Annotated in this window: 17 protein-coding genes and 1 other annotated feature; of the genes, 12 read left to right on the forward strand and 5 right to left on the reverse strand. The window is 29.7% G+C overall.

Annotated features, from left to right (window positions below; genetic code table 11):
- Window positions 1-2: 2 nt before the first annotated feature.
- From RWL85_RS04140 to RWL85_RS04180, 9 genes are all read left to right on the forward strand, one after another.
- Window positions 3-269, forward strand: a complete 267-nt coding sequence (locus tag RWL85_RS04140) for a DUF2129 domain-containing protein (RefSeq protein WP_314085294.1) — start codon at window positions 3-5, stop codon at window positions 267-269.
- 232 nt (window positions 270-501) lie between these two features.
- Window positions 502-1,056 (forward strand): 16S rRNA (guanine(966)-N(2))-methyltransferase RsmD, encoded by a 555-nt coding sequence (rsmD, locus tag RWL85_RS04145; RefSeq protein ID WP_314085296.1) that lies wholly within the window; start codon window positions 502-504, stop codon window positions 1,054-1,056.
- Between the two features lies 1 nt (window position 1,057).
- The gene (coaD, locus tag RWL85_RS04150) at window positions 1,058-1,549 is read left to right on the forward strand and encodes a pantetheine-phosphate adenylyltransferase (protein WP_314085298.1); all 492 of its coding nucleotides are present in this window, start codon (window positions 1,058-1,060) and stop codon (window positions 1,547-1,549) included.
- Window positions 1,550-1,551: 2 nt separating this feature from the next.
- On the forward strand, window positions 1,552-2,634 hold the full coding sequence (locus tag RWL85_RS04155; protein ID WP_314085300.1) for an undecaprenyldiphospho-muramoylpentapeptide beta-N-acetylglucosaminyltransferase: 1,083 nt from the start codon (window positions 1,552-1,554) through the stop codon (window positions 2,632-2,634).
- Between the two features lies 1 nt (window position 2,635).
- Window positions 2,636-3,238, forward strand: coding sequence for a phosphatase PAP2 family protein (locus RWL85_RS04160; protein WP_314085302.1), 603 nt, complete (start codon window positions 2,636-2,638; stop codon window positions 3,236-3,238).
- Window positions 3,231-3,476, forward strand: coding sequence for a DUF997 family protein (locus tag RWL85_RS04165; RefSeq protein ID WP_314085303.1), 246 nt, complete (start codon window positions 3,231-3,233; stop codon window positions 3,474-3,476). The genes RWL85_RS04160 and RWL85_RS04165 overlap by 8 nt, the downstream gene beginning before the upstream one ends.
- Window positions 3,476-4,930 carry a sodium/pantothenate symporter gene (gene panF / locus RWL85_RS04170; protein ID WP_314085305.1) on the forward strand — a complete coding sequence of 485 codons (1,455 nt, stop codon included), beginning with the start codon at window positions 3,476-3,478 and terminating at the stop codon, window positions 4,928-4,930. The genes RWL85_RS04165 and panF overlap by 1 nt, the downstream gene beginning before the upstream one ends.
- Window positions 4,931-4,977: 47 nt before the next feature.
- Window positions 4,978-5,154: a DUF6501 family protein gene (locus tag RWL85_RS04175; protein WP_314085307.1), complete on the forward strand. Its 177-nt coding sequence runs from the start codon at window positions 4,978-4,980 to the stop codon at window positions 5,152-5,154.
- Window positions 5,155-5,169: 15 nt separating this feature from the next.
- A complete protein-coding gene (locus RWL85_RS04180) occupies window positions 5,170-5,631 on the forward strand; it encodes a LysM peptidoglycan-binding domain-containing protein (RefSeq protein WP_314085309.1) in 462 nt (153 codons plus the stop codon).
- A 43-nt stretch (window positions 5,632-5,674) separates the two neighbouring features.
- Here RWL85_RS04180 and RWL85_RS04185 read toward each other — a convergent pair whose 3' ends face one another.
- The 5 genes from RWL85_RS04185 to RWL85_RS04205 all read right to left on the reverse strand — a co-directional run bounded on the left by RWL85_RS04185 (window position 5,675) and on the right by RWL85_RS04205 (window position 10,728).
- On the reverse strand, window positions 5,675-6,886 hold the full coding sequence (locus RWL85_RS04185; protein WP_314085310.1) for an OFA family MFS transporter: 1,212 nt from the start codon (window positions 6,884-6,886) through the stop codon (window positions 5,675-5,677).
- Between the two features lie 104 nt (window positions 6,887-6,990).
- The gene (locus tag RWL85_RS04190; RefSeq protein ID WP_314085312.1) at window positions 6,991-8,172 is read right to left on the reverse strand and encodes an aminotransferase class I/II-fold pyridoxal phosphate-dependent enzyme; all 1,182 of its coding nucleotides are present in this window, start codon (window positions 8,170-8,172) and stop codon (window positions 6,991-6,993) included.
- A gap of 21 nt (window positions 8,173-8,193) precedes the next feature.
- Window positions 8,194-9,018, reverse strand: a complete 825-nt coding sequence (locus RWL85_RS04195; protein WP_314085314.1) for a MetQ/NlpA family ABC transporter substrate-binding protein — start codon at window positions 9,016-9,018, stop codon at window positions 8,194-8,196.
- Between the two features lie 20 nt (window positions 9,019-9,038).
- Window positions 9,039-9,719, reverse strand: coding sequence for a methionine ABC transporter permease (locus RWL85_RS04200; RefSeq protein WP_003145653.1), 681 nt, complete (start codon window positions 9,717-9,719; stop codon window positions 9,039-9,041).
- Window positions 9,709-10,728: a methionine ABC transporter ATP-binding protein gene (locus tag RWL85_RS04205; RefSeq protein ID WP_314085317.1), complete on the reverse strand. Its 1,020-nt coding sequence runs from the start codon at window positions 10,726-10,728 to the stop codon at window positions 9,709-9,711. The genes RWL85_RS04200 and RWL85_RS04205 overlap by 11 nt, the downstream gene beginning before the upstream one ends.
- A gap of 44 nt (window positions 10,729-10,772) precedes the next feature.
- Window positions 10,773-10,986 (reverse strand) — a binding site (T-box leader).
- A 413-nt stretch (window positions 10,987-11,399) separates the two neighbouring features.
- Between RWL85_RS04205 and RWL85_RS04210 the strand changes: the two genes are divergently transcribed.
- The 3 genes from RWL85_RS04210 to rseP are packed head-to-tail and all read left to right on the forward strand — an operon-like array spanning window position 11,400 to window position 14,255.
- Window positions 11,400-12,179, forward strand: a complete 780-nt coding sequence (locus RWL85_RS04210) for an isoprenyl transferase (protein WP_314085319.1) — start codon at window positions 11,400-11,402, stop codon at window positions 12,177-12,179.
- Window positions 12,169-12,942, forward strand: coding sequence for a phosphatidate cytidylyltransferase (locus RWL85_RS04215; RefSeq protein WP_314085321.1), 774 nt, complete (start codon window positions 12,169-12,171; stop codon window positions 12,940-12,942). Before RWL85_RS04210 ends, RWL85_RS04215 begins: the two co-directional genes overlap by 11 nt.
- 20 nt (window positions 12,943-12,962) lie before the next feature.
- The gene (gene rseP / locus RWL85_RS04220) at window positions 12,963-14,255 is read left to right on the forward strand and encodes an RIP metalloprotease RseP (protein WP_314085323.1); all 1,293 of its coding nucleotides are present in this window, start codon (window positions 12,963-12,965) and stop codon (window positions 14,253-14,255) included.
- Window positions 14,256-14,575 lie beyond the last annotated feature (320 nt).

Consider the following 14,575-nt stretch of genomic DNA (forward strand, 5'->3'; position numbering starts at 1 on the left):
TTATGGAGTTATTTGAAAAAGAAAGACGTGGAATATATGTCTATTTTAAAAGTTTTAAAGACTTAAATAAATTAGAAAAATATGGGAACTTTATTTCTTATTCTAAAAGAGGGCGATATGCATGTATCTATGTTGATGAAAATAGAATAGATAGTATTGTTGCTGATCTTAAGAAAAAGAAATTTGTAAAAAAAATAGAGTTATCTGGAATGTCAGACTTACATTTAAGTTTTGAGCATTTAGATTCAAGTCTACAAACTAAGCAATAATAGAAATAAGGGAGACTGACCCAAAAGTCCAAAAATTCAACAAAGTTCATATGAGAACTCATAGGCGCAGTGGTTTATTGATATCTAAATTCGCTTTATAAAAGCTTTTTAGATATCTAATAAACTTTGCGGGGGTGACTCGACAAAATCGATTTCTTTGAAATCGCGATTTTTGAGTCACTCCCTTATTTTAAGAAGTATTCAAAATTATTATACTTGGTGGCGAGGATAAATGAGAGTTATAGCAGGAAAATATAGATCTATAAAATTAAATGCAGTTGAAGGAATGAATACAAGACCTACAACGGATAAGATTAAAGAAAACTTATTTAATATGATAGATTGCTATGATTGTAAAGTGCTGGATCTTTTTGGAGGAACTGGTGGCTTAGGTATAGAAGCCTTAAGCCGCGGGGCAACCCATGCTACTTTCATAGATGGTAGTAATAATGCAATAAAAGTTATTAAAAGTAATATAGAAAAATGCAGAATAGATACATCAGATTATTCACTGTATAGAAATGATTTTAAGCGTGCATTGAAAATCTTTGGTAAAAAGGAAGAAAAATTTGATATTATCTTTTTAGATCCTCCGTATGATAAAGGATTGATAGATGATGCATTAAAGAATATTTTTGATAACCAGTTGTGTAATGAAGGAGCTTTGATTATTTGTGAGAAAAGTAATACTGAAGAAATTACTTATCAAAATAAGAATATTGAAGTTATAAAAGAAAAGCAATATGGAATAACAGACATAGTAATTTTTGAATATATGGAGAAATAAAATGAAAAGAAAAATAGCGATTGTACCAGGTAGCTTTGATCCTATTACTTATGGGCATATTGATATTATTAAAAGAAGTGCTGAGTTATTTGATGAAGTAATAGTAGCTATTCTAGTTAATCCTGATAAAAAATATTTATTTTCACTTGAAGAAAGAGTGGAAATGATTAATGAAACAATTAAGGAAATTCCAAATGTTAAAGTTGACTCATTTTCAGGTTTATTAGTAAATTATGCAAAAAAAGTCGGATCGAATGTTATAGTAAGAGGATTGAGAGCCGTATCTGACTTTGAGTATGAGATGCAATTAACGTTTATGAATAAGGCACTGGATGAAAATATTGAAACTTTTTATATGATGGCTAATAAGCAGTATTCGTTTATTAGCTCTAGTATTGTAAAAGGTGTATCTGGTTTTGGTGCTGATTTATCTAAATTTGTTCCAAAGTGTGTGGAAGAGCGTTTAGAAAAAAAGATGAAAGAGAGAGGATAAAAGTGAAAAAAGTCCTATTTACTGGAGGAGGTTCAGCAGGTCATGTTTCGGTGAATGTTGCACTTATTCCAGAATTTAAAAAAAATGGATATAAAATTTCTTATATCGGTAGTAAAACTGGTATAGAAAAAGATATGATAGGTAAGCTTTCAGATGTAAAATATTATAAAATTAGCTCTGGAAAGTTACGAAGATATTTTTCATGGGAAAATTTTATTGATCCATTTAAGGTCCTAAAAGGAGTTATCGACTCATTAATCATATTAAAAAAAGAGAAGCCAAATTTTGTCTTTTCGAAAGGTGGATTTGTAAGTGTGCCAGTATGCGTGGCAGCTAAACTACTTAGAATACCAGTTTTATTACATGAATCTGATTTGACACCGGGATTGGCAAATAAAATTAATATTAGATTTTGTAATCATATCTTTACAACTTTCGAGGATACTCAAAAATATCTTCCAAAAGGGAAAGCTAGTTTAATAGGAGCAATAGTTCGTGATGATATTTATACTGGGGAAAGTCAAAAGGCATTTGAACTAACTAGTTTTAATAATGAAAAACCCGTTATACTTGTTATGGGGGGGTCATTAGGTTCAAAAATATTAAATGATTTTATATGGAATAATATTGATGAACTTACTTCTAAATATCAAATTGTTCATCTTGTTGGTAAAGGACTATTAAATAATAATATAGAAAAAGAAGGATATAAGCAATTCGAATTTTTATCTAAAGAGTTATTTGATATTCTGAAAATTACTGATTTTGCTTTTTCAAGAGCCGGAGCAAATTCTTTATATGAATTTTTAGCGTTAGATTTACCACCTATTTTAGTACCATTAGGAACTAATCAAAGTAGGGGAGATCAAATTGAAAATGCTAGATTTTTTGAAAAAAATGGTTTTGCAAAAGTTGTTACAGAAGAAGATTTACCAACGCTATCAGTTTCACAAATTAATGAGTTTTATGATAATATAGATACTTACAAAAATTCAATGAAAATTTATAAAGAAGAGAAACGTGTTATTAACGACGTAAATGATTTTTATAATAAAATTCTTGAGAGAATTGGAGGTGTAAACTAGTATGAGACGATTAAGTGTATTTACTTATTTAAAAATATTAGTTTTTGTTGCATTAGCTATTGTTGCAATAAAGTTTCCAAATAATGACTTTGATAGAGTGTTAGCTGATTTAATTGAAATAAAGCTATTAGCTCAAATAGCCAAAGTAATTTCACTTGTTTTTAATGATAAATTATTACTTTTAATAATGATATTATTGTCAGCATTTTTAGTATGGATTAAAGAAGTTGAGAAAGCTGTATTTATTTTCTTTAGCGCAGGTCTTGGAGGTTTCTTTTTAACTATATTAAAATATAGCATACAAAGAGTTAGACCATTACCAGAAATTCATGATGGATTTAGTTTTCCAAGTGGGCACTCCACATTTGTTGCATTATTTTTCTTAGCATTAATTTTTGTAATTAATAAAAAGGAAATATTAACGGTTCTTGCAACCTTTGCAATCGTTGTAGTACCAATTTCAAGAATGATTTTAGGAGCACATTTTCTAAGTGATGTAACAGCAGGTTTATTACTTGGAAGTATTATAGTAGACTTTATGAAAGTGTACTATTCAAATATTTATATTATTATAATGAGGTTATTAGGAAAAAAACATGAATAAATTAAAAAATAAAGAAGGTATAGTTGCTATTTTTATAGCAATAATTCACTTTGCCTTATGGTATTATTTTGCTTATGTAAAATTTGATGTAAATAATGTTAAATCATATAAGTATATTTTAGGATTGCCTGAGTGGTTTTTCTATAGCTCGATAGCAGTAAGTATTCTTATAATTATATTAGTAATAGTATGTACGAATCTATTACTTAACGATGAAATAACAGAGGAGGAAAAATAATGGTAAATACGTTAGATTATAAAATATTATTGTTATTTGTAGCAATTTTCCTAGCGATTATTTTATTACCCTTAGTTACAAATCGATTAAGTAGAACAGAAAATCATGGAGGATTTTTTGAAAAATACTATCTAGCAGATAGAAATGTTAGTGGAATAGTACTTGCGATTACATTAATGTCTACATACGGTTCGGCTTCTACGTTTTTAGGAGGGCCCGGAGTTGCGTATAAATTAGGTTATGGTTGGGTACTTCTAGCCGTAATTCAAGTAATTACTGGGTATTTTGTATTACTTGTTTTAGCAAAAAAATTCAAAAGTGCTGCACAAAAAATAAACGCAATAACAATTAGTGATTACTTAAGAACAAGATACCAATCAAAATTAGTAGCTTATTTATCTACTCTGGCTATGATAGTCTTTTTAATTGCAGCTATGAGTGCTCAGTGGGTAGGAGGAGCAAAACTATTAAAGGCGTTTATGGGAATTGAATATAAGACAGGAATATTTCTTATTTCAATAATAATAATCTTCTGTGTTGTGTTTGGAGGATTAAAAAATATTTTAATAACAGATATGATTCAAGGTTTAATAATGATTTTTTCTACTATAATTTTACTTTTTGCTATTATAAATTATGGTGGTGGTATCGATCAAATAACAGCCAATTTAATCAATATCAATGAGAAAATATTAACGCCGTTTGGAGCAAATGGAAGTTTAACACCAAGTTATGTTAGTTCATTTTGGGTGCTAGTTGGAGTTGGGGTAATAGGTATTCCTCAGATTGCTATTAACTCGATGTTGTATAAGAATAAGAGAAGTCTAAAACAATCCATAATTGTTGGAACTATAGTGATATTTATAGTTATGTTTGGAGTTCATTTAATAGGAGTTATGGCTAGAGGAGTATTTCCAGATATTACAGACTATGATTCTGTAATACCTATAATAACGTTAAAAGTACTGCCATGGTATTTAGCGGCCTTAGTTCTAGCAGCTCCAATGGCTGCTATAATAACAACAGTTAATGCTCAATTTTTACTAATTTCATCGGCCTTAATAAAAGATTTACTATTCAATAGTAAAGTAGTTAAAGAAAAAATTACAGGAAGAAAAGTTCCAATATTCGTATATGGTGTAAATATCTTGGTAATAGTGTTAATCATGCTTCTGAGCATGAGACCACCTAGTTTAATAGTTAATGTTAACTTATTTGCTTTCGGGGGATTAGAGGCAACATTCCTATGGCCAATATTATTAGGATTATATTGGAAAAAAGCAGAGAAATATGGAGCAATCAGTTCAATATTATTAGGTTTAACAAGTTATATACTTATTAAAACAGTTTATGTAATTAAGTTTATAGAACCTGTTGTAATTTCTCTATTAATTTCATTTCTAGCTTTTGTAATAGTTTCATACATAATGAATAAAAAACATTTGAAAAAATAGTTATATTGTAATAAAATAAATATGTAAAGAGTAAGGAGGAACAAAAAATGTCAAAAAAAGTTATAGTAAAACACACAGATGCTGAAAAATTCACTGTTAGTAATATGCTTACAGTAGGTAAGGAATATGAGGTTGTTAATGAAACTGAAGAATATATCTTCGTAGTGGATAACAGTGGAAAAGTTGGTGGTTATTATCACGAATACTTTGAAGAAGTAAAATAGTTTTAGAGGCGAAAAATGAAAAAAAATACTATAAAGAATACAGTCTTAGTTGTATTATTTATAATACTAGCCCCATTAATTCTTGTAGGAGTAACTACTTTAGGGAATTCTCTTGGTGGTAAGTCAAAAGATAAAGTAGTGCAAACTACAGAACAAACAGCCAAAGTTCCAGAAGAGACAAAAGCGGAGAGTAATAATAATATCCCGAAAGCTAATGAAACAAAAGTAACTGATGAAAATACTACTAAGAAAGAGAAAGCAAATAACAACTCGGAAAAAACTGAAGGAGTCGTGAGCGTTACACCTGTAGCGGGTCAAGACTATATAGTTAAGTCTGGGGATTCATTATTTACAATTGCATCAATTGCTTATGGTGAAGCAAATTCTCAAAGCGGTGTTGAAAAAATAAAAGAGGCTAATAATATTAGTAATAATAATATAGCAGCTGGACAAAAACTTCAAATACCAAAAATATAAAAAAGAAATCATCTCATTAAGTTTTGAGATGATTTCTTTATGTTTAAAATGCTTTGTGTTTTGAAAAAATTGAATAAAGTATACTAATGACTAATCCAACAATTACTATTGCAATTGCTACATAAAATGCATCTGTAAAGTCACCATTGTGTCTTGCTGCGATTCCTGCAGCGTATTTCGGAGCAAAAAATGCAGCAGTAGAGAATCCTATAAATACAATTCCATAGTTAACACCTTGATTTACTGGACCAAATGTTTTCATTACAAGTGGAGCGAAAACTCCCATTATTCCTCCAAAGCATAATCCTAGAAGAACAAGTCCGACTGTAAGACCAAGAGTAGTTCTTATATTAACTAGAGTTAATAATGATATTGTAATTACTGTATATATAGCCATAAGTGTTTTCTCATGCCCAATTTTATCTGATACAATTCCCCAGAAAATACGTCCGAAGCAATTTGATAATGCATAAATACTAACAAATGTAGCCGCAACAGATGCTGTTAATCCGAACATAGATTGACTAATTACAGATGCATTAGCAGCAACCATCAGACCTGAAAAAGCTCCGATTGCGAACATTGCAATGATGAAGTAAAAAGATAAACTCATTAACATTTGTTTCCAATTTTTATTAACTACTTCTTGTTTAATTTCTACAACAGGTGCAACCCAACCTTCAGGTTGGTAATTAGCAGGTGCAACTTTAATAAAGAACAGTGCAATAACTATTATTATAAGATATCCAGTTCCTAAGTAAATAAATGCATTATGTACACCGTAGTTAGTTATTAGACTGTTTGCTATTGGAGCAGCAATTACACTTGCTCCCCCCATTGATCCTGTAATTAAACCAGCTGCTAATCCTCTTTTATCTGGGAAAAACCTAAGTGCATTACTTAAACAACCAGAATATGCAAAAGATTGACCAACTCCTGATAATACTCCGTAGCTAAAATACAACATCTCTTTTGAAGAGGCAAAACCAGTAAGAATGAATCCTGTTGCAAATAAGATACCACCCAAAATAATAGAAAGATTTGCTTTTCCTTTATCTGTTATAAATCCTCCTAGAATAGTAGGTACAGGTGCTATTGCTGCATTAATAGTGAATGCAAGCATTACATCTGGTATACTCCATCCTTTTGAAATACTTAACGGTTTAGCAAAAACACTAAAAGAATATAGCGATCCAGCACATAATAAAATTGCCATTGAGGCATATAAAACACTCCATCTTGTATTTTTATTCATTTAATCATCCTTTCAAAAAATTATTTTTATCTAAAATTATATGTTAACATTAAAAATTCGGCTAATCAATAGATTAGTCGAATTTTTAATGATATGTAATATTATTAATTATTATTCAAATCATTATTTAGTACTTCTAATTTTTTTATTAATATGTCAATTTGTTCATCTGAAAGACTCAGACTTAATCTAATATATTTTTCTCCACCTTTACCAAAAACATGCCCCGGCATTGTTACTATTCTATATTTTTTTAATAAAAGTTCAAAGAAACTTTGGCTTTTAAATCCATTTTTTACTTTTAACCAGATAAAAATTCCACCTTCAGGTTTAAAATATGAATATCCTAGTTTATCAAGTTTAGTAGTAATTTTATCTATTCTTTTCGAATAAGTTTCTTTTATATGACTAGTTAAGTGTTTGTGATTTTTTAATGCTGTAATTACTACATCTTGAACGGCACCATAAATATTTGCATGGAATATTGTATTATATTCTTTTAGACCACGAATTATTTCTTTATTACCTACCGCAAAACCGATTCTTAGACCTGAAATTGAAAAATTCTTAGAAAACGAGAAAAATTCTATTCCTACTTCTTTTGCACCTTTAATTTGCATAAATGCAGGAGAGTAGCCCTCTTTATAATAGAAGTCAGAATATGCATGATCTTGAAGCACTATTATATTATTTTCTTTTGCCCAATTAACTGTTTCTTCATAGAATTCTTTTGTTGCGACAGCACCGATAGGATTAGATGGATAATTAAGAAATATAAGCTTGGCATCTTTAACCATTTTTTCAGGAATATTAGAGTAATCAACTAAATAATTATTCTCTTTTTTTAATTCGATTTCTTCATATTTAGCCTGAGCTAAGGCTATTCCCTGTATATAATCGGGATAGCTTGGTACGGGTAATAATACTGTATCATTTGGATTTAATAGAACTGAGGGGATACTAGATAATCCAGATTTTGTTCCGAATACTAAAGCAATTTCGTCTTTAGGATCTGCGTCTATATTATAGTTTTCTTTAAGCCAATGTGAAATTTCATTCAATAATGTTACTTTTCCATCAAATGATCCATATCTCATATTCTCAGGCTTTCTAATAGCTACTTCTAATTCTTTAAGTAAAAGTTCAGGGGTATCAGAGTCTGGAACTCCGATACCCGCGTTTAATAATGGATTACCATTTGAACTTTCCTCAGAGATTAATTTGAAAATAGGGTAGAATACATTTTCAGGAATATTTTTAATTGTATTTGATAATTCAATTTTCATAATTAATCACTTCCTTATTGATTATTTTCCAGGTTTATCAAATCCTTTGAAGTCTTTGTTGATAATTTCATCAAATTCTTTAGATTGAACGATTTCTACTAAATCTTTGGCAAATTGTTTATCTTTATTTGCTGTAGTTACAACTACATTATTACGGTTATTTTCGTTCATTTTTTCTAAGATTAATGCTTTTGTTAAATCAAATTTAGCTGCAAGAGCAAAGTTACCAGGAACTGCTGCTAGAGTAGTACTGCTTAATGATCTAGCAAGTTGACCAGCTTCTAATTCTGTGAATTTAAGTTTTTTAGGATTTTCTACTACATCGTTTTTAGTGATTTTTAGTACATCAGTATTAGGTTTAATTTTGATTAAATCAGCAGCAGCTAATAAAGCATAGGCACGAGCAGCATTAGAAGGATCGTTTGGAAGAGTTACTTCCGCACCTTCAGGTAAATCTTTAAGGTCTTTAACTTTATCAGAGTATAATCCCATTGGAGCAGTTGGAACAGGTGCAAGAGCTGTTAAATCCATTCCATTTTGTTCAGCAAATTTTTTCATGTAGATTTTGTGTTGGAATAAGTTTGCATCTAATTCACCGCTATTTAATGCTTTGTTAGGTTGGATGTAATCAGAGAATTCAGTAACTTTAACAGTGTATCCTTTTTTCTCAAGAAGTGGTTTAAGTCCTTTATTTACCATATCAGCATAAGGTCCAGATGTAGCACCAATTTTAATTTCTTTTTTCTCTCCACTATTATTGTTTGAGCTTGTAGCTCCACAAGCAGCTAATGTAATAGCTAAAAATGCTGTAAAGACAATTGTTAATATTTTTTTTAGTTTGTTCATAGATATAAATCTCCTTTAAATTAATTTTTTTTGAATTTTTTTGAAATTGTATTTCCTATATATTGTGTAATTTGGACTAATATAATTAATAGAATTACTGTAATCCACATTGTAAAGTTATCGAAACGATAATAACCATATCTGATGGCAAGGTCTCCGATTCCACCACCACCAACAACACCAGCCATTGCAGAAAATGCAATTAGATTGATTAGTGTTAGTGTAATTGATTGAATGATTCCGAACATAGCCTCGGGTATTAATACTTCTTTAACTATTAATTTTAGAGAAGCTCCAGAAGCAACTGCCGATTCGATAACTCCGTAGTCTATTTCATTTAGAGAAGTATCAACTAGTCTCGTAAATAGGGGAATAGCAGCGACTGTAAGTGGTACTATTGCTCCAGTAGGTCCGGTTGATTTTCCTAATAAAAATAGAGTAAATGGTATTAAGAATACCAAAAGAATAATAAATGGAATAGATCGAATTGTATTAACTAGAAAATCTACAGTTTTGTATATAAATACATTTTTAAACAGAAGTCTATTACTTGTTAAAAATAAGACAATACCTAAAAACAATCCAACGATTACAGTGATAATTATAGAAACACTTATCATGTATAATGAATCTCCAAATGATTTGATTAATTCAGGTTGTAGAGTTTTCCATTGTTCTGCTAAACTTAGATTATTTTCCATATACATACACCTCCACATCATTAACTTGATCAATTAAGTGATTAACAAATTTTTCTGTGTTATCAGGTTCGCCAATTACTGAAAAAGTTAAACTTCCTAATTGTTTGTTTTGAATGTATTCAATTCGACCAGCAAGTATGTTAGTAGAGACATTGTATTTATTTGCTAAAGTCTGAATCAATGGTTCTTTAGTAGCTTCACCTTTAAAAATAACCCTTATGACTGTCTCGTTATTATAATGTTCGGCAAGATGCTCTTCAAAATCTTCATCGTTATGTAAATTAGATATAAATTCTTGCATTAATTTTGTTTTTGGATTAGAGAAAATCTCATAAACAGAATTTAATTCAATAATTTCACCATTTTCCATAACTGCTACATTATCACAAATTTGTTTTATTACTTCCATTTCATGAGTAACTAGAATAATAGTAATTCCAAGTTTACGATTAATTTCTTTTAATAGAGATAGAATTTGCTTTGTTGTAACAGGATCTAAAGCACTAGTTGCTTCATCACAAAGTAATAGTTTAGGATTATTAGCTAACGCTTTAGCAATACCGACACGTTGTTTTTGTCCACCAGAAAGTTGATTTGGATAAACATTCTTTTTATCAGAAAGCCCCACAAGTTCTAATAGTTCGTCAATTCTTTTTGGAATATCTTTTGGATCAACATCTCCTGCTTTCAAATTGAATGCGATATTTTCGCCTACAGTTTTAGAACTTAGCAAATTAAACTGTTGGAAAATCATTCCGATTTTTTGTCTATAAGTACGTAAGTCTTTTCTATTAAGCTTATTAACAACTTGATTATCAACTATTACTTCACCGTCTGTTGGTGTTTCTAATAAGTTTAGACATCTAAGTAAGGTGCTTTTACCAGCACCTGAGTAACCAATAATCCCAAATATTTCTCCAGCTTTCACATGGAGATTAGTAGGTTTAAGTGCTTGGATTTCTTTACCTTTTTGATAAAAAGTTTTACTTACATTATTAAGATTTATCATATATTTCTCCTTTCATATAATAAAAAGGCGCACTTTAGCTTTTGCTAAAGGACGCCTTACCGTGTTACCACCTTTATTTATACAATAATCACTTATTGTACCTTAATAAGTTACAAATATAACTTTTGCTATAACGGGCAAAACCGTAGTAAAAACTATATGCTCAAAGTCCATTTCTTTTATCTTAAACTATTCTCTTTCACCAAACGAGAACTCTCTAAAAGTTAAGTATAAAATTCTACTCATCATTGCATTTAATTATTAATGAAACTATTCTATCATAAATATTCTGACAATGCAACACAAAAAACAAAAATTTAAAATAAAAAATAAAAATTTAAAATTAATGGAGAAATATAACTTTGATACAGAAAATTTTAATGATAAGACTATTAAACCTCTAAAGGTCAGGGGAAAGATTCAAAAATTGTGATCTAGGAGAAATCTATTTTGTTGAGTCACACACTTAAAGTATGCTAGATATCTAAAAAAATTTTATAAAGTGAATTTAGATGTCGATAAAACAATATATCTATGAAATCCTATATAAACTTTATTAAATTTTAGGACTTTTGGATCAGCACCGTTTCTGTTTGAATCATACGAATCATTAAAAATTTGTTGCATTAAACCTTTTATGATATAATGAAGAGTATTACATAGGAGGAATTATGTTTAAATTTTTAAAAAGAAATAAATTAGTGGAAAAAAATTTAGTGGAAAAAAATGAAAAACAAGAGTTGAAGAAAATTCCGACACATGTTGCTATTATAATGGATGGTAATGGGCGTTGGGCTAAAAAAAGAAATATGCCTAGAATAAAGGGACATTATGAGGGAATGCAAACAGTAAAGAAAATTACTAAATATGCTTCACAATTAGGAGTTAAGTATTTAACATTATATGCATTTTCAACAGAAAACTGGGCTAGACCTAAAGAAGAAGTTAGTTACCTGATGGATTTACCAGAAAAGATGTTCAGTAGTTTTATGCCAGAACTTATGGAAAACAATGTGAAAGTTGAAGTAATTGGTTTTGTAGAAAAACTTCCAGAAAACACAAGAAAAGCTGTAAGTGACGCAATAGAGCAAACTAAAAATAATACAGGATTAAAATTAATTTTTGCACTTAATTATGGTTCTAAAGATGAAATTTTAAAGGCTGTTAAGCAGATTGCTAGAGATGTTCAAGATAATAAATATAGTATAGAGGAAATTTCAGAGGACCATGTTAGTAGTAATTTATTTACTTCTGATACTCCTGATCCCGATTTATTAATCAGAACTTCTGGAGAACAAAGAATTTCAAACTTTTTACTTTGGCAAATTGCTTATAGTGAATTCTTATTTACCAAGGTAGCGTGGCCGGATTTTACAGAAGAGGAATTTTATCATGCTTTACTTGAATATCAAAGTAGAGATAGAAGGTTTGGAGGTTTAAATGAAGACTAGGGTAATAACAGCTGTAGTAGCGTTAATTGTTTTTTTACCATTATTATTTTTAGGTGGGGATTACTTTAAATTTACAACATACGCATTAGGTGTAATGGCAATGTACGAAATTGTAAGGATGACATTTAAGGAAACTAACATTGTTATTCTAACATTATCATCAATAGTAGGAGCATTATTATTTTTACATAAAGATATTTCAAGCCTGGTGCAATACGCACTAGTGTATTTAATATTAATAGCGATGCTAGCGACTATTGTTTATACAGGACATAAGATTAAGATAGTTGAAATCGGTGCAATAATATTTGTAACAGTATATATATTTGTAGGATTTTATTGCTTATTTATGTTAAGAAATTTTAGCTTATCTCATGTAGCTTATTTGTTACTTACGATTTGGTTTACAGATAGTTTTGCGTATTTTGGTGGAATGAAGTTTGGGAAAAATAAACTTTCACCGAAGATAAGTCCTAATAAGTCTATTGAAGGCTCTGTAATTGGTAGTCTATCATCAATAGTAATAGCAGTTTTATTTTTCAATACAACTAGCATATTTTCAAATTTACTTATTGCAATTATTGTAACTTTAATTGTTAGTGTTATTGGTCAATTTGGTGATTTAATTGAATCAGCTTATAAGAGAGAATATCAAGTAAAAGACAGTAGTAACTTATTACCTGGGCATGGTGGTATTTTTGATAGGTTTGACTCAGTTATTTTATCAGCACCATGTTTAATAATTTTACTTAATATATTTTAGAGGATAGAAAGGAGTAATAGATGCAAGGTATTATAGCATTTATATTAATATTTTTTGTAGTTGTAACTATACATGAATTTGGACACTTTATTGCTGCGAAAAGAGCGGGGATTTTATGTCAGGAATTCGCAATAGGAATGGGGCCTAAAATATTCCATAAAAAAATAGGAGAGACTAACTTTACAATAAGACTTCTTCCAGTCGGAGGATATGTTAAGATGCCAGATAATGTTTTTGATTTTAACAATGACATGTCCGTATACGACTTAAAAAAAGGTATGAAGGTTAGTTTAAAATTAGATGAAAATGACAAAGTTGAAAAAATTGTTTTAGATAGAAGTAATGATATGGATTTACTTCCATTAGAATTAAATGAATTTGATTTAACTGAAAAACTTTTTGTTGAAGGTTTTGTTGGAGATAAATTAGAGCGTTATGAAGTTAGAAAAGATGCTTGTGTAGCATTTGGTGGAATGGAAGAGCAAATAGCACCAGTTGATAGGATGTTTTCATCGCATTCATGGGGGAAAAAGTTTTGGACATTATTTGCTGGTCCATTAATGAATTTTATATTAGCACTAGCAATTTTCCTAGGTATCTCAATATATAGTGGTGTTCCTTCTAATAGCACACGTTTAGGTGAACTTGCATCTAATTATCCAGCTTATTCATCAGGACTAAAACAAGGTGATGTGGTTGAACAGGTAAACGGTAAAAGTGTTAATACATGGAAAGAAATGACTAACGAGATAGTTAATTCTAATGGAGCTGAACTTACATTAAAAGTTTCTCGTGATGGTTCACAACAAGAAATTAAAGTTACACCAAAAGAAGAAGTGACAGTTGAAAAAGGTAAAGAAGTTAAAACTTATAAACTTGGAATAGACCAAGCATATGAAAAAGATTTAGCAGGTTCAATTAAAAGTGGATTTGAACAAACATTATTCTATGGAACTAGAATTTTTATGGGAATTATTAATCTATTTGTTTCATTATTTAGTGGAGGATTTAGTTTAAATCAACTTGGAGGACCGGTAGCGATTTATGAAGTGTCATCTGCTGCGGCACAAAGTGGATTAATAACGACATTAAGGTGGACAGGAATTCTGAGTGTAAACTTAGGTCTTATGAACTTAATTCCAATTCCAGTTCTTGATGGTGGTCGTATAATATTCGTAATTTATGAAGCAATCTTCAAGAAACCAATTAATAAAAAAGCCCAGTACTACTTAACTGTGGCATTTGGATTATTAATGGTTGCTTTAATGTTAGCAGTAACATGGAATGATATTCAAAGACTATTTTCAAAATAATTAAATAGGGAGTGATTAAAAAATCGTGATTTTGGAGAAACAAGATTTTGCCGAGTCATCCCCGCAAAGTTTATTTGATAGCTAAAAAATTTTTATAGAGCTAACTTAGATATCAATAATCCACTGCGTCTATGAGTTCTCATATGCACTTTGTTAAAATTTAGAACTTTTGGTTAGCTTCTTTATCAGGTTGTTGATAAATGTAAAATATGTATGAGTCAATAGCCTGTAAAAAAGACGACTAATTAGTCGTCTTTTTTACAGGCTCAGGCTGTTGACAAATGCAAAAAATGCATGAATCAACAGCCTATTTTTAATGA

Source organism: uncultured Gemella sp., from assembly GCF_963515875.1.
Lineage (GTDB): Bacteria > Bacillota > Bacilli > Staphylococcales > Gemellaceae > Gemella.

Bases quoted from the DNA above. Each gene is read 5' to 3' on its own strand.
- RWL85_RS04140 (WP_314085294.1), top strand. From the start codon at position 3: ATGGAGTTATTTGAAAAAGAAAGACGTGGAATATATGTCTATTTTAAA.
- rsmD (WP_314085296.1), top strand. From the start codon at position 502: ATGAGAGTTATAGCAGGAAAATATAGATCTATAAAATTAAATGCAGTT.
- coaD (WP_314085298.1), top strand. From the start codon at position 1,058: ATGAAAAGAAAAATAGCGATTGTACCAGGTAGCTTTGATCCTATTACT.
- RWL85_RS04160 (WP_314085302.1), top strand. From the start codon at position 2,636: ATGAGACGATTAAGTGTATTTACTTATTTAAAAATATTAGTTTTTGTT.
- RWL85_RS04165 (WP_314085303.1), top strand. From the start codon at position 3,231: ATGAATAAATTAAAAAATAAAGAAGGTATAGTTGCTATTTTTATAGCA.
- panF (WP_314085305.1), top strand. From the start codon at position 3,476: ATGGTAAATACGTTAGATTATAAAATATTATTGTTATTTGTAGCAATT.
- RWL85_RS04175 (WP_314085307.1), top strand. From the start codon at position 4,978: ATGTCAAAAAAAGTTATAGTAAAACACACAGATGCTGAAAAATTCACT.
- RWL85_RS04180 (WP_314085309.1), top strand. From the start codon at position 5,170: ATGAAAAAAAATACTATAAAGAATACAGTCTTAGTTGTATTATTTATA.
- RWL85_RS04185 (WP_314085310.1), bottom strand. From the start codon at position 6,886: ATGAATAAAAATACAAGATGGAGTGTTTTATATGCCTCAATGGCAATT.
- RWL85_RS04190 (WP_314085312.1), bottom strand. From the start codon at position 8,172: ATGAAAATTGAATTATCAAATACAATTAAAAATATTCCTGAAAATGTA.
- RWL85_RS04195 (WP_314085314.1), bottom strand. From the start codon at position 9,018: ATGAACAAACTAAAAAAAATATTAACAATTGTCTTTACAGCATTTTTA.
- RWL85_RS04200 (WP_003145653.1), bottom strand. From the start codon at position 9,719: ATGGAAAATAATCTAAGTTTAGCAGAACAATGGAAAACTCTACAACCT.
- RWL85_RS04205 (WP_314085317.1), bottom strand. From the start codon at position 10,728: ATGATAAATCTTAATAATGTAAGTAAAACTTTTTATCAAAAAGGTAAA.
- RWL85_RS04210 (WP_314085319.1), top strand. From the start codon at position 11,400: ATGTTTAAATTTTTAAAAAGAAATAAATTAGTGGAAAAAAATTTAGTG.
- RWL85_RS04215 (WP_314085321.1), top strand. From the start codon at position 12,169: ATGAAGACTAGGGTAATAACAGCTGTAGTAGCGTTAATTGTTTTTTTA.
- rseP (WP_314085323.1), top strand. From the start codon at position 12,963: ATGCAAGGTATTATAGCATTTATATTAATATTTTTTGTAGTTGTAACT.